Source organism: Prosthecobacter sp., assembly GCF_044232965.1.
GTDB lineage: Bacteria > Verrucomicrobiota > Verrucomicrobiia > Verrucomicrobiales > Verrucomicrobiaceae > Prosthecobacter.
Genome location: NZ_JBIIKX010000020.1, coordinates 1 through 18,294, shown reverse-complemented (window position 1 = coordinate 18,294; position 18,294 = coordinate 1). Strand labels below are relative to the sequence as shown.

The window sequence follows — 18,294 nt, the reverse complement described above, 5'->3', positions numbered from 1 at the left end:
TTCGCAGTGTTGGAGCGGCGAATGGATGGTTGGCTCGACGGAACCCAGACGTGGTGATGATTGGCAGAGGAATCATGACTTGGATGAGGTTCCGATCCCACCTTTCTCGCGGTGCGTTCTCAAGCAGGAGCCACTTTGTGAGACCGCGCGCTCATGATCCATGAGTCTCTGGGTGAGTCCGGGGCCTTCCGCCTGCGCCACGGCTACCATGTGGATGTGCTGCGGGACTCGATCTTCGAGACCCTGCCACCCGGCTGGAGGGAACGCTTGGTGCCTGTGCCCGGCTGCGAGGGTGCTGCCGCTCTCGACCCGCACGACCTCGCCGCCACGAAACTGCTGGTTGGACGGGCCAAGGACATTTCCTTGGTCCGGCATCTCGGCATCACGGGGCGGTGCTCGCGGCATCTTGTTGTGCAGCGTCTCGACGTCATTCCCAGAGCCGAGCGCCTCATCCTCACCTCCAGCCAGGCCCTTGCACAGGCTTTTGACCCGGAGTGATCCCATTCTTCTGCCTTTCCTGCCTTGGACTTGCTGGCGATGGTTGATGAAAAGGGGGCCAAGGCCGTTTGACGATTCATCCTTCGCAGTCTTTGGCTGCGTGGAATGGAACGGAGCGTGGACAGGCCGGTTTCGGGAGCGTGCGCCAATGCCTGAAGAGCCTCCGGCTCACGGCGGCTACTTCTTGGCGTCTTCCACGGCGTCGCGGATTTTCTCGCCGGGGCGCTGGTCGAGGGCGTCGTCGATTTTGTCGCCTATTTTCTCACCGGTGGTTTTCTCGCGGCAGGCTGGCAGAGCGGCCAGGGTGAGGAGGGCGAAGGGGAGCAGGAGGAGGATGTTTTTCATAGGGTTGGAGAGGGGCAGGGGGGGAGACTTGGAGACGGGGAGACTTGGAGACGGGAGACGGGAGACGGGAGACGGGAGACGGGAGACGGGAGACGGGGAGGCTAGGAGATGTTCAAGTCTTTGCGCGCGACGGCGATGGAGATGGCGTAGCCGCCCATGACATCCATGAGCGACATGAGCCCGAGCAGGAGGAAGACGTTGGTGCCGGCCCTGGCGACGACGAGGAACTCGACGATGAAGCTGATGAACACCAGCATGGAGAGAAGGTGCTCCAGGGTGGAGTGCTGGGTGGTGCGGGTGGACTTCAGGATTTCGATGAAGAGCATGGCGAGTCCGCCGGCGATCATGACTTCATTCCAACTGACGCTCCAGGCCGCGCCGGAGATGAGGACGGCGCCCCACAGCGGCTGCTCCGGCAGGAGCCGGAAGTCGTGCCCCATGGCAAGGGCGAGATTGTAGGCCAGCAAGGCGAGCGCGAGCATGGGAATGCTGCGAATGATGCCGGGTTTGGCGCGTACGGGGAGGTCGCTGAGGGGATTCATTGGCAGAGGTGGAAATCAGGGAACAAGGCGGCTGGACGCACGCAGACGCAGACCGCGATGAACGACCATGACGCAGAATCACCACCGGGGCCATGGGGTGAATGCCCCATCTGGATTTCCTCTCTGCTACACCCGTGCCAGTCCCAGTAGCTCCTTCACTCGGCCGATCTCTGAAGAGGAGGTTTTGGCGACGAAGCCTCGGGCGTGGGCGAAGTGGACGTCGGCTTCCTGCTCGATGCGGGTGAAGTCGTAGCGGGGGTCGTCGTTGTGACGGGAGAGGCCGTAGCCAGCACCCCGGCGGTCGGGATAAATGAGGGCGGCGACGCTGCGGCTCTTGCCGAGGGTGTCGAGGTAGCGGTCAATGCTGGCGGAGACATCCTCCGGGCTCGATTCGGTGCGGGGGAGGAAGAGAATCTCGTGGTCTTCGACGCTCCAGATTTCCGCGTTCTGCGCGACGAAGTCGAGCCGCGTCCGCAGATCGCGCAGGTAGTCGAGGAGGTCCTGGCCGATGTAGCTGAGGATTTCCCACAGGGGCTCGCCGGGTTCGAGCCGTTTGGCCTTGGCGAAACGACGCAGGACGGTGATGTCGATGGGGGAGGTGAGCTTGTTCATGGTGGCGCGGTTCACGCCGAGCCACTGGGCGGTGACATTCGGGCCGCGGGTGTCGAACCACTCGGCGGGCTCCAGCCAGTCGCAGAACTGGCGGGCGTCTTCATAGACCCCGAGGTGCTGCAACACGAGGCTGAGGGCGCAGACAGGCGGGTGGTCGGCGGGGAACTGATGGTGGTCGAAATTGTGCCGCTCGGGGGCGTGCTCGCCGCCGACATCGACGACAGCGATGGATGCTTCGGCGAGATCCTCTGGCGTCGGTTCACGACGGACGATGGGCACGCGGTGGACGGCGGCGAGGAGGGAGCAGGCGAGGAGCTCGTCCTTATGAGCGCCGCCGGGATGGGTGAGGATGAGGGAGAGGGGCATGGAGGACTGGGTGGCGTGAAGAGTAGGGGGGCGCAAGAGACGAAAGAGCTTTAAAGAGCGCGGGAGTTTTTGCGCCGCTTTTCGCTTTTTCGGCCCGCTTGTCCGGCGAGCCGAAAGCTTGTGCGCGGGCGGGCCGTTCCTTCGGCCCGCTTATGATGACTCGCTCTCCTTTCCTCTTCTCCTTCGGACTCTGCCTGATGGCGGCTTCTTCTCACGCTGAATCGCTCTGGCCGGAGTTTCGCGGGCCGACGGCGCAGGGGTATTCCAGCGCCAAGGGACTGCCGACGGAATGGGCACCGGACAAGAACATCGTGTGGCGCTCGGAAGTGGCGGGCAAGGGCTGGTCGTCGCCTGTGGTGGCGAACGGGAGGATTTTCATCACCACGGCGGTCGAGTTGCCGGTGGATCCGAACGCGGTGGCTGCGGAGCCCGTCGCGCCTCCACCAGTGGCTGCAGCGCCCCAGGCGGACGGTTCCAAGCGGCCCGCGCCAGCGAAGAAGGCACCGCCGCCAGCGCCGAAGCCGGTGAGCCTGCATGTGATCGCCCTGGATGCGGCGACGGGGAAGGCTGTTTGGGACACGAAGGTGTTTGAAGCCAAAGATCCGGCGGCGCTGAAGATGCACGCCAAGAACAGCCAGGCGAGTCCGTCGGTGGTGTATGAGGCGGGGCGGCTGTACGCGCACTTCTCCCACCATGGCACGGCCTGCCTGGATGAGGCGGGGAAGGTGGTGTGGACCTCGCAGGAGAACGCGTACCTGCCGCAGCACGGGACGGGCGGCAGCCCGGCGCTGGTGGATGACCTGCTGATTTTCAGCGCGGACGGGATCAAGGATCCGAGCGTGGTGGCGCTGGACAAGTCCACGGGCAAGACGCGCTGGAAAGTCGCCCGCCCGGCGACGGAGGCGAAGAGCAAGTTTTCCTTCTGCACGCCGCTGGTCATTGAGGTGGCAGGCCAGAAGCAGGTGATCAGCGCAGGCAGCGGCATCGTGCAGGCTCTGAACCCGAAGGATGGCAGCGAGATCTGGCATGTGATGTATGGCACGGGCTACTCGGTGGTGCCGAGGCCGGTGTTTGCGCACGGGATCATCTTCCTGAGCACGGGCTACGACAAACCGGTGGGCCTGGCGATCAAGGCGGATGGCAAGGGTGACGTGACGAGCACGCATGTGGTGTGGCAGGAGACGAAGTATGTGCCGCACAATCCTTCCATGCTGGTGATCGGCGACGAACTGTACATGCTGGCTGACAACGGCCTCCTCACCTGCCGCGACGCGAAGACGAACACGGTGTATTTTGAAGAGCGCCTGCTCGGCCCGAGTTCCGCCTCGCTGCTGTATGCCGACGGCCTGATCTACGCGATCGATGAGAAGGGCGCGTCCGCCGTGGTGAAGCCGGGCAAGACGCTGCAGGTGGTGGCCACCAGCGAGTTGAAGGAGAAGACCCTGGCTTCCATGGCCGTCTGCGACAACGATCTGCTCATCCGCACGGAACTGGCGCTGTATCGCGTGGGTCGCACGCGTGGGAACGCGGAGTAATCCGAGCGAGGGATGGCCGGCCGGGTCATCCGCGTCTCTTGGCCTGGCTAGCTCGGGAGATGGAAGTAGCCGTGGATGTGCGGGTAGCCTCGGAAGTACCACACCATGTCCGGGCCTTCGATCTGCCAGGTGTCCCAGACTTTGTCAGCGCCGATGTCGAAGGTGCCGCCGTAGCAGGAGATGAAGAGGCGTTCGACGAGTTTTTTGTCCTCGATGGTCTTCATCGTGGCGGTGACGTCGTCGGGCCGGAAGCAGACGAGCATGCGGCGCATGGTTTCGAGGAGCTTGGCCTGCTGATCCTTGCTGAGATCGGCACCGCTAAGGCCGGGGAGATCCGTCTTGCGCCTCTGGATGACGGCGGCGGGGCTCTCGGCGCGTGGTTCGCGGCCGACCAGGATCTTTTCCTGCTGCTTGCCGTCGAGGGCGCTGACGAACTCATTGAACACGAGACCTTGATACCAGAAGGGATTGCCCTCGTGATCCTTCGACTCGCGGAATGCCTTGGCGAAGTTTCCGTAAAAGATGGGGGCGCCGCCGAAGCCGAGGCCTTGGTCGGTGTGGGCGTTGCAGCGGCGGGTGACGTGGTGGCCGGTGTAGATGAACTCGAAGTCCTTGTCCTCCGGCGTGCCAAAGAAGCCGACGGAGGGCGTGTTTTTGATCTGACCCATGAGATCCTTCTGTACCTGCCAGTTCATCTTTTCGCGATGCTCGGGATGATGCAGGGATTCGAAGATCTGCCGCACGAGATCCTGCTGGTCCGGCGTGTAGAAGGTGTGGAGGCGCTGCTCAGGGCAGATGTACCACCAGTTGCTGACGAACTGGCGCTTCGGGTGATCCACTGGCAGGATGATCTTGCCGCGCTGCTCCTCGGTGAGGCTTTTGTAGAACTGCATGGGCAGGGAATCCTTGCCCGCCGTTGCCGCGCGCATGGAAGGAACGGCGGCGAAGGCTGCGGCGGCACCGAATGAACGGAGGATCTCGCGGCGGCTGAGGCATTTCCGATCAGGAGAGGACATGAGCGAATTCATGGCACGGATGTTCTCAGAGATCGGCGGAAAAGGCCAGACTGATTTGCAGGATGGCGCGGCTGGGTGGTCTCAGCCACCGGAGGCCAGGGCGATGGCCCGGGAGAGGGTGAGGGCGACGAGATCGAGCATGACGGCGCCGTGCAGCATGAACAGGGTCTTCATAAGCCGGCTGGTGGGGGAGGCGCCTTTCGGCTCGAACTGATGCAGGGCCATGGACGAGGCATGGAAGTAGTCAAAGATGCTCACAGGGTCTTCCGCTTCGTTTTCGAAGCGGATGTGCCGCCGCCCGGCGCTGCGGGCGGAGGAATCGAGCCGCCAGTAAAGCCAGCCAAAGTTCAGAGTGACCACAGGGATGAACAAAACCAACTGCCAGAGCAGCATGCCGTCGGCCTTCAGGCGGCTCATGAGCAGCAGGTTCATGGTGACGAAGAGAAAGAGGCAGCGCAGGCAGAGCAGACCGCCGAGGAGATCCTGGCCGCTTTGGACGGAGCGCCCGCGCAAGATGCGGAGCTGCAAAAAGACCATGAGCACGAGAACGACGGGCTTGAGCCAGTGGTTCGTCCACTGGTAGAAGCCGGAGATGAACTGAACGGTGCCCAGCAGCCCGGGATCCTCAATGTGATCAAGGCCGAGGCTGAGTTCCCGCAGAAACAGGGAGGCAAACACATGACCGCCGGCCAGAATCCAAAGGGGAATGCTTTGGGTGACAATGCTGCGCAAGGGGGAGGTGGGCATGGCTTTAAAGATAAAGGACCGGCAGTTTTTCACAGAGCGAGGTGCCAAAGTCAAGCCAGAGGGGCACAGCATGAACGGGGAGGCTGGTTCTCCGCTGCGGTGATGTTTTTTCTCGACACGCGGCGTTGAAACTCGAACAATATTTTCTTTATGGGTGCGGCGCTTGAACCGACACGGGTGTTTGTTTCAGAGTCGGCCCTGTTCAACAATCCAAACCAACCTGAAGGAGACACCTATGAAAACGTACATCGCGAATCTGGGCGCGCTGGCCATGCTCGTGGTCATGCTGGTAACCAACGTCACGGCAGCGGAGAAAGATGAGCAGGCGGTCGCGAAAGCGGCGGCGCAGTTTTACCAGGCGTTGAACACAATGTTCACGGGTGACGCGGGCCCGATGAAGGAGATCTGGTCGCACGCCGAAGATGTCACCTACATGGGGCCAACGGGAGGATTTCAGGTGGGATGGAGCCAGGTACAGGCCAGTTGGGAGGCGCAGGCAGCGATGAAGCTGGGAGGCCATGTGGATGCGACGGAGGTAAAGATCAACGCCGGTGAGGATCTGGCGGTCATGCACAACTACGAGAAGGGCGAGAACAAGGGAGCGGACGGGAAGCCGGAGACGGTGCTGATTCGCGCCACGAGCATCTTCCGCAAAGAAAAGGGCGAGTGGAAAATGATCGGGCACCACACAGACTTGCTGCCCTACCTGGCGAAGTAGTTTTACAGTCGCCGGTGAATCCTGTTCAGCCGACGAACTCTGATCCTTGGTTTCGGGGCGGCTCCGTGCGTGTGCCTGAAACCGAGGAATAGGCCTGCCGCGTGGCGGTGGGGCTGTGGGCAACTTTGCCGACACCTTCTGGCAGGGCGCGGCGAATCATTGCGCCGTGTGGTGAACCCCTGCATGCGGGAAAACAAAAAACCCCGCCGTGATAGACACGGCAGGGTTGATTGAAAAGGGAGAGGGGCGATTAAGCCTCGCCAGCGACTTTGCTGATCACCTGACGGCCGCGGTAGTAGCCGCAGGAAGGGCAGGCGACGTGGCCGGGGACGGTGGTGCCGCACTCGGGGCAGGACTTGAGGGTGGGCGCTTTCCAGCGGTTTGCGCCCTGACGCATGCGTTGGCGGCTCTTGGATTGTCTGCGCTTGGGATTGGCCATGAGATTTCTGGGGTGGGGGTCTAGTTCAGTTTGTTCAAAGCTTCCCACACACCCGGACCCGCACTTTGAGGCTCTTCTTCGGCTGTCTCCAGCACGGGTTCAAACCTGCCTTCGGCGGGACACTGACGGGGACGGACATTGCCGGCCTCGCAGCGTGGGTAGCTCGGAAGGGCCACGAGAGTATCTTCCCGGATCGTATCCGTCAAGTTGATCGTTCCATCCTTTGCAATCTCCAGCTCGGTCTCGTAGTGGGGAAGATCGACGCGGTGCTCGAAACGCTCCAGGCAGCGCCCGCATTCGAGACTGAAAAGGGCCTCAAGGCGGCCTGAGACGAGGAGATCCTCGCCGTCTTTCTGCAGGTGCAGCTCATATTTGAGGGGTGAGAGCACCTGGATGGGGTCATTGGCGTCGAGGCCGAAGAATGCGGGGGATTCCTGGCCGGTGATGTCTTTGCCACTCTCGGGGAGGGAGCGAATGTCGATATGAAAGGGGCGGTGCATGGCTGGATAGGGGGTCAACGCGTTTGCAGCTTGGCGCAGAGCGCTTCGGCGACGTTCGGGGGGACGAACTGCTCGATATGGCCGCCGAGGCGGCAAATTTCCTTCACTAGGCGGCTGCTGATGTAGGTGTACTCTTCGCGCGGCATGAGAAAGAGGGTTTCGAGGTTCGGTTCTAACTTACGGTTCATGAGGGCAAGCTGGAACTCGAATTCGAAGTCGGACACAGCGCGGAGGCCGCGTACGAGGGCACAGGCGCGGTGCTGGCGGGCAAAATTGACCAGCAGGCCGTCGAAGGGCATGACCTCGATGCCGTTGATCTCGGCGGTGGCGCGGCGGATGAGCTCGACACGCTCCTCGACGCTGAAAAGGCTGTCCTTGGCGTTGTCGCGGGCGACGGCGATGATGAGATTGTCAAAAATGCCCGCAGCACGCTGAAGCACGTCGAGGTGACCGTTGGTGAGGGGGTCGAAGCTGCCGGGGTAGATCGCGCGTCGCATGATTTTTCTAAAGCCGAGTGTAGAGGAGGCGCTCTGCGGGTGAAAGCAGAAAGCTCAGGCGAGGATGACCTGCGCCATGGCGAGGTCGCGCGTGTGGGTGAGGCTGACAAGGCAAATGGCCTCGGCGGCGTGCTGTTTTGCCGCGCCATGGAGAACGATCGCTGGTTTGCCGCTGGCTTCGCGCACGACTTCGATGTCGGTCCAAATCACGCCTTCCGCCCACAAACCGGTGCCGAGGGCCTTTGCGACGGCCTCTTTGGCGGCAAAGCGGGCGGCGTAGTGCATGGCCGGCTCGGCGCAGGCGTCGCAGTAGGCGATCTCGCCAGCGGTGAAGGTGCGCTCTTTGAAGCGCTGACCATGCTTCTCCAGCAGTTCGCGGATGCGCGGGACTTCCACGAGATCAATGCCGATGCCGGTGGGTTTCATCGGCGTTTAATCGCGGTAGGTGGCCATGACGGCGAGCATTTCCTGCACCGCTGTCCTTAGGCCGATGAAAACGGCCCGCGAAACAATGTGGTGGCCGATGTTCAACTCCGCGAGATGGGGCACGGGCCAAAGATCGGGCAGATTTTTCGTGGTGAGGCCGTGGCCGGCGTTGATTTGCAGGCCGAGGGCATGACCGAGCTCGGCAGCGGCGCACAGACGGTCCACCTCAGCCTTGCGCAGGTCGCCCGTGTGATTGGCGAAGGTGCCGGTGTGCAGTTCGATCATGGCCGCGCCGATCTCGGCGCTGGCGCGGACTTGGTCGAGGTCCGGGTCGATGAACATGCTGACGCGGGTGCCATTGTCGCTCAGAGCCTTCACGGTGGTGCGCAGAGCCTCGCGCTGACCCGCGACGTCGAGACCGCCCTCGGTGGTGACTTCCTCGCGGCTCTCCGGCACCATGCAGACGAAATCTGGACGAATGGCGAGCGCGATGTCGAGGATCTCGCGGGTGTTGCCCATTTCGAGATTGAGCTTGGTGGCGATGTTCTGACGCAGGAGGTGTACATCGGCGTCCTGGATGTGACGTCGATCTGCCCGCAGGTGGACGGTGATCGAGTGAGCACCTGCTGCCTCCGACTCCAGGGCGGCGGCGAGGACGGAGGGCTCGGCGTTCGGCGAGTCCAGCATCGTGCGATAGCGCGCCTGGCGCAGCGTGACGACGTGGTCGATGTTGACACCGAGAAGCAGGTTGGGCTGGATCATGCGCCGTATGTAGCGCGGTCAATCCACGCCGCAAGCCTCGTGTCCTGTCAGGCTCGTGTGAAGAGGGGCAGTGATGAAATTTTGCGAGCAGGGAAGTTTCCGTTTGCCAGAACATGTCATGCGTTTACTATCGCGGCCCATTCGGTAGGGAGCGGTAGCTCAATTGGTTAGAGCGCCAGCCTGTCACGTTGGAGGTTGCGGGTTCAAGTCCCGTCCGTTCCGCCACCGGATGTATAGGCCGCCTTGTTTCAAGGCGGCCTTTTTCGTACCTGAAAAACACCGGTGTTGCGGCTCAGGGTGCCAGTGCGCGCTCGAAGCAGCGTTTCTCCTCCGGCAGCATGTGTGCCTTGGGATTGATGGCCTTGATGACACCGGCGGCCTCCTCACGAAAACCACCACTGCGGGCGATGGAGGCAAACACAGCGCGTTGGCCTTCGCTGAGCTGGTTCAAGTCCATGTATTGGAGATACGACACGGCCTGCTGGATGTCCTGGAGACGGAGATGCGCCAGGGCCACGGCAAGTTTGCGCTGATCATCTTTGGGCTGGATCTGCAGCAGCTTCTGCGCGTTGCGAAGAGCGAGTTCGGTGTTCTTGCCCACGAGCAGACTGACGTAGAGATTGCGCTCCACATACGAGGTGTCGTCCGGCCAGCGGGTGACGGCGGCCTGGGTGGCCTGGAGCAGGGTTTCGGTGTTCTGATTGGCCTCGCATGCCTTGATCAGGCCGGTGTAGGCCTCTCGCTCGATGCGGGGCGGGGCAGAGGCGCGCTGGGCGGCACGGATGGTGAGGCGGTAGGCGTCTTCGGCGATGTCGAAGTGGCCGCGATCCTCGCCATACTGGGCGATGCGTAGAAGGGCAGGGTAGCGTCCGTTGACCTCGGCCATGTCCTTGGCGGCGATGAGCTTGGAGCGCAGCTCCTCGGCGGGCTTTTTGAGCACATAGGCAAGATGTGCTTTGAACATCGCCACCGTGGTGGGATCGAGCACGTCCTTGATCTTGGGATCGTTGACCAGACGCTCGACATCACCGAAGCGATTGAGCATGGTCAGCGCGTTGAGGTAGTTTTCGAGCAGACCCTGATGGGTCTTGGCTTCTTCTTCGGGCAGGATGGCCAGAATCTGAAGCGGCTCGCTCTCTTCGACGAGCCAGCGTATGAAGGGCAGCAGTTGGTCGCGTTTCTTGTCGCGGTATTTGTCCGCCGCCGTGGTGACAATCTCCTTTTTGCGGTGCGGGAACTGCCTTACTTCACGCTGCAACGCGGTGACATAGTGCCGGTGGTCGCCCTTGGGGTGGGTTTTGAGCCGTGAGATGAGGCGGTTGATGTCCTCCGGCGTGAGGGAGGGCAGGGAGTTGATGTATTCCAGCGTTTGGAGACCGAGCGTGTCATCCTGGTCGGCCAAATTCCAGAGCGTTTCCATGCCCTGGCCAACTTCAGTGGGGTTGCCGGAAGAGATTTGCACTTTGGCGAGGCGCAGGGCGCTGTCCTTGTCCTCCGGGTGGATCTGCGTGTAATTGCGCAGCACGTTGAGCAGCGGTTTGTTCTGCTCACGTTGGCCCCAGACCTCTTCGGCGAGCTTCATCAGCGCCTCGCCGGGCTGCTCCACGCGCATGAGCTCCTCCAGGGCCTTGGATGCCTCCTTGGGCTTGCCGAGATTGATCAGGCTGCGGACATAAAGCTGCTTGTCGGCGGAAGTCAGGGCGTCGCGCTCCTTGAGCTTGTCATAAAAATAAAGCGCGGTGTCGCGCTTCATCAGGGTGAAGTATTCAAAGTTCAGCCGGATGGCGTCGAGGCTCTCCGGAGCCTTCTGATAGGCTTCCTGGGCCTGCATCACCGCGTTGATCATCTGGCCGTTCTCGGCCATGCGCCGGGCCTCTTTGACCAGGCGCTCCGCACGCATGTTCTTGATCGAATTTTTGATCGGCTGGGCATAAATGATGCCCACGACGACCAGCGTGGTGCAGATGCTGACAATGACAAAGGTGGCGATCCAGCGCGCCAGGGGCGACTGGCGGTCACGATGCGCGACGGTGGGCGGCACCAGCCATTGCCACGCCGCGACGAACGGCCGCCAGAGCAGAAAGGGCTTCTTGGCGGGGTCTTTGGTGGGGTCGATGTTTTGATTCCAAAGCATGGGCGGCGGCTGAGGCGGCGGAGTGTAGGTGTTCGGATTGCCGCGTCACGTTGAAATTTATGTGCAACCCGTTCTGTGCAAAGGCGCGGAAGGTGGCCCGCCGCTTTATGAAAATTCAGTTGAAAAACGGTTCGCTCCTCCTAAAGCAGCGCTCCGCGATTGAAAGTCCGGAGGGGGCGAACAACCATGGCCGCCCCTCGCCACGTTCATTTCCTCCCCCAACCCTACCGATACAACGACGTTATGATCCAAGTTAAGAACCTCATCAAGGTGTTCGGCACAAAGGTGGCCGTCGATGACATCTCATTCTCCGTGGAAAAAGGCGAGGTGCTCGGCTTCCTCGGCCCGAACGGCGCCGGCAAGTCCACCACCATGCGCATGGTCACAGGGTATTTCCGCCCCACCAGCGGCAGCATCAGCCTTTGTGGCATCGACATGCTGGAGAATCCCGAGGAGGCGAAGTTCCGCCTCGGCTACCTGCCGGAAAACGCCCCGCTGTATTCTGACATGACCGTGGCCAGCTTCCTCGGCTTCTGCGCCGAAATGCGCGGCCTGCATGGCGCGGACCGCACGAAAGCCATCGACCGCGTGCTCGACCTCTGCTTCCTCGACAACGTGCGCAACCAGAGTGTGGACACGCTCTCCAAAGGCTATCGCCACCGCACCTGCTTCGCGCAAAGCATCATTCATGATCCTGATGTGCTCATCCTCGACGAGCCGACCGACGGCCTTGATCCCAATCAAAAACACGAGGTGCGCGGCATGATCAAGCGCATGGGCCAGAACAAGGCCATCATCTTCTCCACGCACATCCTGGAAGAAGTCGAGGCCGCCTGTTCTCGCGCCATCATCATCGATCGTGGCAAGGTCGTGGCCGACGGCACGCCGGACAGCCTCAAGAAGCTCGTTCCCGGCGCGAACTCGCTCGACGAGGTCTTCCGCAGCATCACGAAGCCTGACACGGCCCACAAAAAGGCCGCCTGATCCCCTCCTTTCTCAAACCAACCCCAATCTAACCTGAACATGCGAAACCGCGACATTCAAAACACCGTGGCCGTCTTCAAACGGGAGTTCCTGGCCTACTTCAACTCGCCCGTGCTCTACGTCATCGTCGTCATCTTCCTTCTCGCGGCGATGGGCTTCCCGTTCTTCTTCTCGCGCATCCTGGACAGCGAGGACGTCTCCCTCACCGAGCGTTTCTTTGTCTGGCATCCGTGGATCTACACCGTGCTCGCGCCCGCCGTTGGCATGCGTCTGTGGTCTGAGGAGCATCGCCTCGGCACCATCGAGCTGCTGCTGACGATGCCGGTCTCTCCCTGGCAGGCGATCTTGGGCAAATTCTTCGCCGCATCCTGTGTGTGGCTCATCGGTCTCACGCTGACCTTCCCCATCGTGTGGACGGTCTGCTACCTCGGCGAGCCTGACATGGGCCCGATCATTAGCGGTTACGTCGCCAGCTACTTGTATGCGCTGGCCTGCCTCTCGGTCACCTGCGCGGTCAGCGCCATCACGCGCAGCCAGGTGGTTTGCTTCATCGTGAGCGTCGCGTTTTGCATCGTCATCGCCCTCATTGGCGACCCAGGTGTCACGCAGACGATTGTCAGCACCACACCCGAGTGGGCCGAGGGCTTTGTACGTTTCGTGAGCTACTTCAGCTTCATGGATCACTTCTATGAATTGACCAAGGGCATCTTCGTCATGCGTGACGTGCTCTACTTCCTCTCCGTCATCGTTGTCACCCTGATCATCACCCATCTGGCCCTGCGCGCCAAGCGCGCCTGATCCTGGCATCAAACCAACCCTTCCAACCTGATTTGACCCCATGAGCGTGAATCTCAAAAGCAAACAAGCCACCACCGGTATCACCGCCATCTTGGTGATCGCCATCGTTGTCGTGCTGAACTTCCTCGTCGGCGGCCTCGGCCTCGGCAACTTCCGCCTCGATCTCACCGAGGACCGCATCTACACCCTGTCCCAGGGCACGAAAAACATCCTCAGCCGCCTCAACGAGGACGAGCCGGTCACCATTCGTTACTACTACACCACGGACGACCGCGTCATGCCGAACGTGCTCAAGTCACACGTCCGCGCCGTGGAAGACCTGTTGCTGGAACTGGTGAAAGCCTCCGGTGACAAGATCATCCTCGAAACCATCCATCCGAACCCGAACACCGAGGAGGAGGACAAGGCCCGCGCCGATGAAATTCAAGACATGGGCCCGGTGAATCAGGAGGGTGACAAGATTTACTTTGGCCTGGCTGTCGAGTGCCTCGGCCAGAAGGAAGTCATTCCCTTCCTCAATCCTCCCGCGCCGAATGAAGGTTCCGCCGTCGAGTATGACATCGCCCGTGCCATCTCAAAGGTCACCAAGCCCGCGCAGAATGTCATCGGTGTCATGAGTTCCATTCCGGTCATGGGTTCGCCCATGTATCCGTTTCAGAAACAAGCCGGCCAGGGGCCGTGGGTCATCGTGCAGCAGTTGCGCGCCGACTACACCGTCACGGAGGTGCCGATGGGAACCGACAAGATCGACACCAACATCAAGGTGCTCATCGTCCTGCATCCGGCGGACATCAGTGAGTCTGCCGAATACGCCATCGACCAGTTCCTGCTCGGCGGCGGCAAGGTCATCGCCTTTGTGGATCCCAACAGCGTCGTGGCGCAGGCGTTCAGTGGCCAGCAGAACCCCATGACCGGCCAGCCCGGCGGCCAGATCAACACGGCCTCCGACTTGAAAAACCTCCTCAAGGCCTGGGGCGTCGGTTTCAAGAACGACATGGTCATCGCCGACATGAACTACCGTGGCATGCTGCAAGGCCGCAACAATCCCACCGCTCTGCTGCTGCCCGCCGCCGCCATCAATCCCGACGATCGCATCACCTCCGGCCTCAATTCGCTCACCCTCGTCACCGCAGGTTCCTTCAGCATCGACAAGCGCGAGGGCATCGACGCCAACACGCTCGTCAGCAGCTCCGAGGAGTCCGCCATGATTGATATCACCGAGGCAGAAAAAGCTCGCTCGCCCCAGGGGCTTTCCAACTTCACTTCCAGCGGTCGCAAGCAGCTCATTGGTCTGCGTCTCAGCGGCAAATTCAAAACCGCCTTCCCGAACGGCAAGCCCGCGCCACCCACCGGCAAGCCTGACACCGGTGGTGCCCAGGACGAGGCCAAGCCCGCCGCCGCTGCTCCTGCGGCCCCTGCCGCGCCAGCGACGGCTACCACGCCACCCGTCTCCGTTCCCGCTGCGGCTCCTGCCGGTCCCGTGACGGTCACCACCCCGCCGGTTTCCGTTCCCACAGCACCCGCCACTGCGGCTGCTCCTGCCGCGCCAGCGACGGCTATCACGCCACCCGTCTCCATTCCCACGGCGGCTCCTGTAGCAGCTCCCGCCGCTGCCCCGGCTCCGCAGCCTGAAGCCAAGAAAAAAGATGACGGCTCGCTCAAGGAATCCGCCAACAGCGAAGGTGTCGTCATTCTCTTCTCTGACGCCGACATGCTCTATGACGCCTTCTGCGTGCAGCAGGACCCCATGACCGGCATGCTCGTCTCCCGCACCGGCAATCTGCCTCTGCTGCTCAACGCCGTCGAAGTCCTCTCCGGCGGTGGGGATCTCCTCCAGGTCCGCAACCGCAAGTCCGCCGTGCGGCCCTTCAGCACTCTCAAGGAGATGCGCGAGAAGGTCGAAAGCCGCTACCGTCCGCAGCTCATGGCCCTCGAGGCCGAGCGCGAGAAGACCGCTGAAAAAATGGGCGCGCTGCGTCTGAAGCGCGATTCCAAGGGCAAGGGCTACATCGTCGATCCGCAGCAGCAGAAGGACCTGGAGGCCCTCATGCAAAGCGACGTCGATCTCTCCCGCAAGATGCGCGAGATCAAAAAGGACCAGAACAAGGAGATCGAGCACACCAAGACTACCCTCAAGTGGCTGAACTTCCTCGCCGTGCCGCTGCTCGTCAGTTGCGCCGGTATCCTGCTGGCCATCCGCCGCCGTGCCACCACCGCCGCCGTTTGATTTGAATCATCACTTTTAAACACACTTAGCATCCCATGAACAAGATCATCCTCCTGCTCATCGCGCTGGCCATCCTCGTTGGCGCGGTTCTCTACCAGCAGAAAGACCGCAAATCCCGCCTCAGCAGCGGTGCCCGCAAGGGCGTCGAAATGCGCGAGCTGCTGCTGCCCGCCCTCGACGTCAACAGCGTGCAGAAAATCCGCGTCAAAGACGACAAGAGCGAGGTCAACGTCGCTCTCAACGGCACCACCTGGGCCGTCGCCGAGCGTGGCGGTTACGAGGCCAGCTTTGAGAAGATCAGCCGTGCGCTGCTGGCCCTCAAGGAGCAGAAAAACACCCGCAAGCAGATCGTCGGCAAGGAATCCTGGGGCAAGATCGGTGTGCAGCCTCCCGGCGAGCCCAACGCCTACGGTATCGGCACCCTCGTCGAATTGATGGATGCCAAGGGCAACCTCAAGAAGTCCCTCATTCTTGGTGCCAACGTCACCAGCTCCGGCAACGCCAACGCCTCGCCCTTCGGCGGCAGCAATGAGCGCTTGATCCGCATTCCTGAAGACGGCGACACCATCTGGGTCGTTGGCAACACCTTTGCCGATCTCGAAACCGCTCCTGAAAACTGGATCGAAAAAGCCTTCTTCGATGTGCAGAAGCTCAAGTCCGTCGAAGTCACCGCCGCCAAGCCGGAGGATTCCTGGAAAGCCTCGCGTGCGAACGCGGACGCCACCGAGTTCACCCTTGAAGGCGCCAAGCCCGGTGAAAAGCTCGACAATGGCAAAATCAACCTCACCAGCCTGCTCTCCGCTCCCACCTTCAACGATGTGCTCCCCAAGGACAAGGTTGCTGAAACCATGAAAGGCGCGTTGAAGGCCCGTCTCGTCACCTTTGACGGCTTCACCTACGATGTGCAGACCGTGAAGCAAAAAGTCGCTGACGCGGACAAGTACTACCTCACCGTTGCCGTCAGTGCCGACATCCCGAAGGAACGGGCCCCCGTGAAGGATGAGAAAGCCGAGGACAAAAAGAAAAACGACGAGGCCTTCGCTGAAGAGAAGAAAAAGCAGGAGGAGAAACTCGCCGCTGAAAAGAAGCTCTCCGGCTGGGCTTATGAAGTCACCGAATACACCGTCAGCACCTTGCTCAAAACCCGCGCCGAAGTCCTCGCCGCGCCTGAGAAAAAAGAAGATGCCGCCGCACCTGCGGCCGGAACGGCTCCTACCAGCGGACTGCCGAATGTGACCAAGATGCTGGAAGGGCTCAAGCCTGCCGCCACGCCTCCCACTCTCACGCCTGCCTCATCGCTTCCTGAAGCCCCCAAGCCCGAGATCAAACCCGCGCCTGCACCTGATGCCAATCCCGTGACCGGCGAGAAGCCTGCGGCACCAGACGCCAAAAAGTAATCTACTCGTGTTTTAGTCCCGGCTTTAGCCGGATCCGAACGGAGTGGTGCCATACGCATCACTCCGTTTTTTTATTCCACCAGCCCCTGCGTGTCCGCCAGCTTGGCTCCGGCGCGTTTCATGCCCGTTTGCGTGGCTCCGGTCAGGTTTGCGGCGATCAGGTCCGCATCCGTGAAGTCCGCGTTCGTCAGATTCGCGCCTTCCAGGTTCGCACCGGAAAGATCCGCTCCGCGCACATTCGCGCCTGTCAGGTTCGCATGCCGCAGCGACACACCACCCAGATCCGCGCCGCTCAAATCCACGCCTTGCATGTTCGCGCTGTCAAAGTTCGCCCCGCTGAAATCCGCTCCGGCGAAATTCGTGCCCGCCAGATTCGCCTTCGTGAACGTGGTGCCCACAAACTGGCCCTTTGCAAGATTCAGGTCATTGAGCGCCGCTCCCGCGAGGTTCATGCCCGTCTCGTCGATCTTGCGACCGCTCTTGCTTCCGCTTTCGAGCCATTGGGTGTGAGCGAGGAGTTCTTCGGTGGTGATGCTGGCCATGGGGGAATGAAGATGAAAAATGCATGACGGCAAACAGACTTCTCAGTCTTTCCTGATGCCAATCTTCTCCACGGGGATGGCTTCAAAGCCGAGCTTGAAGGCCGGTGAGTCCGGTTGGAGGCGGAAGTCGTCGTTTTTCCAGTCCACGAATTTGGGATCGGCGATGAGGCTATGTTGGTCCCAGCCTTCGGCTTGCCAGGAGGTCCATTCGTCGAGGGGTTCGCATTCGGTGAGGCGGATGTCGTCGATGAAGATCTGGCCTTTGGGCTCGTGGCAGTCGATGCGGAGCCAGAAGTGCTTCATCCAGGGTTTCCAGGCGGCTTCGTTTTCGCGGAGCATGCGGCCGGTGGCTTCGAACTCGGTCCACTCGGGCGTGGCGGTGATGCTGGTGCTGCCGGCCTGCCAGTAGCCTTCGCCGTTTTTGAAGCTGGCGAAGGCGAGGCTGAGCTTCGCGGTGGGTTCGGTGGATCGGATGCGCAGACGAATGCGATAGGCCGCGCCGGGCTTGATGGGGATGTCGGGGCCGTGGAAGACGGTCTTGGGATTGCCAGGGTCGGTGCCGAGGGCGCAATCGGCACGCAAAGCGCCGTCGGCGACGACGAGTTGCACGTCCTTGTTGGGGCGATGGTTGAAGCCCCAGCCTTTCGGGGTCTTGCCGGGTTCGGCGCTGTCGAAGGTTTCGGTGAGCAGCGGCGCACCGGGCTTGTCGGGGCCGACTTTGTTCACGCCGGTGACGACGGGATGACCGCCATTCCAGGCGAGGTTGTGATCGATGGTGTTCCACTTGGCCGTGGCGTGGCGGATGTCGCCATACTTCACGCCGGGGGTGTCGCTGAACAGGATGTTTCGCTGGAAGCTGTTGCCGCTCATCATGGTGCCGTCGTCGCGGATGGCGTCCTTGGGATGCAACTCCATGCCGCGCATGCTGGCCCAAGCGAGCTGACCGGCGACGGATTCGTAGCCTTTGATCATGGTGTCGATGTGGCTGGTGTAGAAGCGCTGCTCCTTGGTCCAGCCGTGCAGATCGAACTGAAACTTCCCGCCGAGGGCGAAGATGTTGTTTTCGACGATGCAATCGCGCGAGTTGTGCATGTGAATGGGCGTGTGGGCGACGCGGAAGACGATGTTGCCGATGATGTCGATGCCGCCGGAGTTGTCGTCGGGGTAGAGGCCGAAGGTGAACCACGGATGCTTCAGCCCGCCGGCCTC

General features: G+C 61.5%; 20 protein-coding genes and 1 tRNA gene. 8 read left to right on the top strand and 13 right to left on the bottom strand.

Features of this window, described 5'->3' with window-relative positions; genetic code table 11:
- The first annotated feature begins 153 nt into the window (after nt 1-153).
- Nucleotides 154-498, top strand: coding sequence for a DUF6036 family nucleotidyltransferase (locus ACILSI_RS10755; RefSeq protein ID WP_395721877.1), 345 nt, complete (start codon nt 154-156; stop codon nt 496-498).
- Between the two features lie 177 nt (nt 499-675).
- On the opposite strand, the gene ACILSI_RS10750 is transcribed toward ACILSI_RS10755, so the two are convergent.
- The 3 genes from ACILSI_RS10750 to ACILSI_RS10740 all read right to left on the bottom strand — a co-directional run bounded on the left by ACILSI_RS10750 (nt 676) and on the right by ACILSI_RS10740 (nt 2,363).
- Nucleotides 676-843: a hypothetical protein gene (locus ACILSI_RS10750; RefSeq protein WP_395721876.1), complete on the bottom strand. Its 168-nt coding sequence runs from the start codon at nt 841-843 to the stop codon at nt 676-678.
- Nucleotides 844-944: 101 nt separating this feature from the next.
- Complete coding sequence (locus ACILSI_RS10745) at nt 945-1,385, bottom strand: hypothetical protein (protein ID WP_395721875.1); 441 nt, start codon at nt 1,383-1,385, stop codon at nt 945-947.
- Nucleotides 1,386-1,511: 126 nt separating this feature from the next.
- Nucleotides 1,512-2,363, bottom strand: a complete 852-nt coding sequence (locus ACILSI_RS10740; RefSeq protein WP_395721874.1) for an MYG1 family protein — start codon at nt 2,361-2,363, stop codon at nt 1,512-1,514.
- 152 nt (nt 2,364-2,515) lie between these two features.
- Between ACILSI_RS10740 and ACILSI_RS10735 the strand changes: the two genes are divergently transcribed.
- A complete protein-coding gene (locus tag ACILSI_RS10735) occupies nt 2,516-3,898 on the top strand; it encodes a PQQ-binding-like beta-propeller repeat protein (protein ID WP_395721873.1) in 1,383 nt (460 codons plus the stop codon).
- Nucleotides 3,899-3,945: 47 nt separating this feature from the next.
- Here ACILSI_RS10735 and ACILSI_RS10730 read toward each other — a convergent pair whose 3' ends face one another.
- Nucleotides 3,946-4,914 (bottom strand): DUF3500 domain-containing protein, encoded by a 969-nt coding sequence (locus ACILSI_RS10730; protein WP_395721872.1) that lies wholly within the window; start codon nt 4,912-4,914, stop codon nt 3,946-3,948.
- Nucleotides 4,915-4,995: 81 nt separating this feature from the next.
- On the bottom strand, nt 4,996-5,661 hold the full coding sequence (locus ACILSI_RS10725) for a hypothetical protein (protein ID WP_395721871.1): 666 nt from the start codon (nt 5,659-5,661) through the stop codon (nt 4,996-4,998).
- 235 nt (nt 5,662-5,896) lie between these two features.
- On the opposite strand from ACILSI_RS10725, the gene ACILSI_RS10720 reads away from it, so the two are divergent.
- Complete coding sequence (locus ACILSI_RS10720) at nt 5,897-6,379, top strand: YybH family protein (RefSeq protein ID WP_395721870.1); 483 nt, start codon at nt 5,897-5,899, stop codon at nt 6,377-6,379.
- Between the two features lie 250 nt (nt 6,380-6,629).
- On the opposite strand, the gene rpmF is transcribed toward ACILSI_RS10720, so the two are convergent.
- From rpmF to ACILSI_RS10695, 5 genes are read right to left on the bottom strand one after another with little or no spacing between them, the layout of a single operon-like run.
- A complete protein-coding gene (gene rpmF / locus ACILSI_RS10715; protein ID WP_395721869.1) occupies nt 6,630-6,818 on the bottom strand; it encodes a 50S ribosomal protein L32 in 189 nt (62 codons plus the stop codon).
- Nucleotides 6,819-6,838: 20 nt separating this feature from the next.
- A complete protein-coding gene (locus ACILSI_RS10710; protein WP_395721868.1) occupies nt 6,839-7,318 on the bottom strand; it encodes a YceD family protein in 480 nt (159 codons plus the stop codon).
- 14 nt (nt 7,319-7,332) lie between these two features.
- Nucleotides 7,333-7,818 carry a pantetheine-phosphate adenylyltransferase gene (gene coaD / locus ACILSI_RS10705; RefSeq protein ID WP_395721938.1) on the bottom strand — a complete coding sequence of 162 codons (486 nt, stop codon included), beginning with the start codon at nt 7,816-7,818 and terminating at the stop codon, nt 7,333-7,335.
- 51 nt (nt 7,819-7,869) lie between these two features.
- Nucleotides 7,870-8,241 (bottom strand): holo-ACP synthase, encoded by a 372-nt coding sequence (gene acpS / locus ACILSI_RS10700; RefSeq protein ID WP_395721867.1) that lies wholly within the window; start codon nt 8,239-8,241, stop codon nt 7,870-7,872.
- Nucleotides 8,242-8,247: 6 nt separating this feature from the next.
- A complete protein-coding gene (locus ACILSI_RS10695; protein WP_395721866.1) occupies nt 8,248-9,003 on the bottom strand; it encodes a pyridoxine 5'-phosphate synthase in 756 nt (251 codons plus the stop codon).
- 148 nt (nt 9,004-9,151) lie between these two features.
- Between ACILSI_RS10695 and ACILSI_RS10690 the strand changes: the two genes are divergently transcribed.
- Nucleotides 9,152-9,228: transfer RNA gene (locus ACILSI_RS10690), tRNA-Asp, on the top strand.
- Nucleotides 9,229-9,295: 67 nt separating this feature from the next.
- On the opposite strand, the gene ACILSI_RS10685 is transcribed toward ACILSI_RS10690, so the two are convergent.
- Entirely contained in the window at nt 9,296-11,137 is a 1,842-nt protein-coding gene (locus ACILSI_RS10685) for a hypothetical protein (RefSeq protein ID WP_395721865.1), read from the bottom strand.
- 243 nt (nt 11,138-11,380) lie between these two features.
- On the opposite strand from ACILSI_RS10685, the gene ACILSI_RS10680 reads away from it, so the two are divergent.
- From ACILSI_RS10680 to ACILSI_RS10665, 4 genes are read left to right on the top strand one after another with little or no spacing between them, the layout of a single operon-like run.
- Nucleotides 11,381-12,121: an ABC transporter ATP-binding protein gene (locus tag ACILSI_RS10680; protein WP_395721864.1), complete on the top strand. Its 741-nt coding sequence runs from the start codon at nt 11,381-11,383 to the stop codon at nt 12,119-12,121.
- 39 nt (nt 12,122-12,160) lie between these two features.
- Complete coding sequence (locus tag ACILSI_RS10675) at nt 12,161-12,919, top strand: ABC transporter permease (protein ID WP_395721863.1); 759 nt, start codon at nt 12,161-12,163, stop codon at nt 12,917-12,919.
- A gap of 40 nt (nt 12,920-12,959) precedes the next feature.
- Nucleotides 12,960-15,146 carry a Gldg family protein gene (locus tag ACILSI_RS10670; protein WP_395721862.1) on the top strand — a complete coding sequence of 729 codons (2,187 nt, stop codon included), beginning with the start codon at nt 12,960-12,962 and terminating at the stop codon, nt 15,144-15,146.
- Nucleotides 15,147-15,181: 35 nt separating this feature from the next.
- Nucleotides 15,182-16,543, top strand: a complete 1,362-nt coding sequence (locus tag ACILSI_RS10665; RefSeq protein WP_395721861.1) for a DUF4340 domain-containing protein — start codon at nt 15,182-15,184, stop codon at nt 16,541-16,543.
- Nucleotides 16,544-16,614: 71 nt separating this feature from the next.
- On the opposite strand, the gene ACILSI_RS10660 is transcribed toward ACILSI_RS10665, so the two are convergent.
- Both ACILSI_RS10660 and ACILSI_RS10655 read right to left on the bottom strand, forming a co-directional pair.
- Complete coding sequence (locus tag ACILSI_RS10660) at nt 16,615-17,085, bottom strand: pentapeptide repeat-containing protein (RefSeq protein ID WP_395721860.1); 471 nt, start codon at nt 17,083-17,085, stop codon at nt 16,615-16,617.
- Nucleotides 17,086-17,127: 42 nt separating this feature from the next.
- Nucleotides 17,128-18,294, bottom strand: a 1,167-nt coding sequence (locus ACILSI_RS10655) for a hypothetical protein (RefSeq protein WP_395721859.1), incomplete at its 5' end; no start/stop codon positions are given.

Bases quoted from the DNA above. Each gene is read 5' to 3' on its own strand.
- ACILSI_RS10755 (WP_395721877.1), top strand. From the start codon at position 154: ATGATCCATGAGTCTCTGGGTGAGTCCGGGGCCTTCCGCCTGCGCCAC.
- ACILSI_RS10750 (WP_395721876.1), bottom strand. From the start codon at position 843: ATGAAAAACATCCTCCTCCTGCTCCCCTTCGCCCTCCTCACCCTGGCC.
- ACILSI_RS10745 (WP_395721875.1), bottom strand. From the start codon at position 1,385: ATGAATCCCCTCAGCGACCTCCCCGTACGCGCCAAACCCGGCATCATT.
- ACILSI_RS10740 (WP_395721874.1), bottom strand. From the start codon at position 2,363: ATGCCCCTCTCCCTCATCCTCACCCATCCCGGCGGCGCTCATAAGGAC.
- ACILSI_RS10735 (WP_395721873.1), top strand. From the start codon at position 2,516: ATGATGACTCGCTCTCCTTTCCTCTTCTCCTTCGGACTCTGCCTGATG.
- ACILSI_RS10730 (WP_395721872.1), bottom strand. From the start codon at position 4,914: ATGTCCTCTCCTGATCGGAAATGCCTCAGCCGCCGCGAGATCCTCCGT.
- ACILSI_RS10725 (WP_395721871.1), bottom strand. From the start codon at position 5,661: ATGCCCACCTCCCCCTTGCGCAGCATTGTCACCCAAAGCATTCCCCTT.
- ACILSI_RS10720 (WP_395721870.1), top strand. From the start codon at position 5,897: ATGAAAACGTACATCGCGAATCTGGGCGCGCTGGCCATGCTCGTGGTC.
- rpmF (WP_395721869.1), bottom strand. From the start codon at position 6,818: ATGGCCAATCCCAAGCGCAGACAATCCAAGAGCCGCCAACGCATGCGT.
- ACILSI_RS10710 (WP_395721868.1), bottom strand. From the start codon at position 7,318: ATGCACCGCCCCTTTCATATCGACATTCGCTCCCTCCCCGAGAGTGGC.
- acpS (WP_395721867.1), bottom strand. From the start codon at position 8,241: ATGAAACCCACCGGCATCGGCATTGATCTCGTGGAAGTCCCGCGCATC.
- ACILSI_RS10695 (WP_395721866.1), bottom strand. From the start codon at position 9,003: ATGATCCAGCCCAACCTGCTTCTCGGTGTCAACATCGACCACGTCGTC.
- ACILSI_RS10685 (WP_395721865.1), bottom strand. From the start codon at position 11,137: ATGCTTTGGAATCAAAACATCGACCCCACCAAAGACCCCGCCAAGAAG.
- ACILSI_RS10680 (WP_395721864.1), top strand. From the start codon at position 11,381: ATGATCCAAGTTAAGAACCTCATCAAGGTGTTCGGCACAAAGGTGGCC.
- ACILSI_RS10675 (WP_395721863.1), top strand. From the start codon at position 12,161: ATGCGAAACCGCGACATTCAAAACACCGTGGCCGTCTTCAAACGGGAG.
- ACILSI_RS10670 (WP_395721862.1), top strand. From the start codon at position 12,960: ATGAGCGTGAATCTCAAAAGCAAACAAGCCACCACCGGTATCACCGCC.
- ACILSI_RS10665 (WP_395721861.1), top strand. From the start codon at position 15,182: ATGAACAAGATCATCCTCCTGCTCATCGCGCTGGCCATCCTCGTTGGC.
- ACILSI_RS10660 (WP_395721860.1), bottom strand. From the start codon at position 17,085: ATGGCCAGCATCACCACCGAAGAACTCCTCGCTCACACCCAATGGCTC.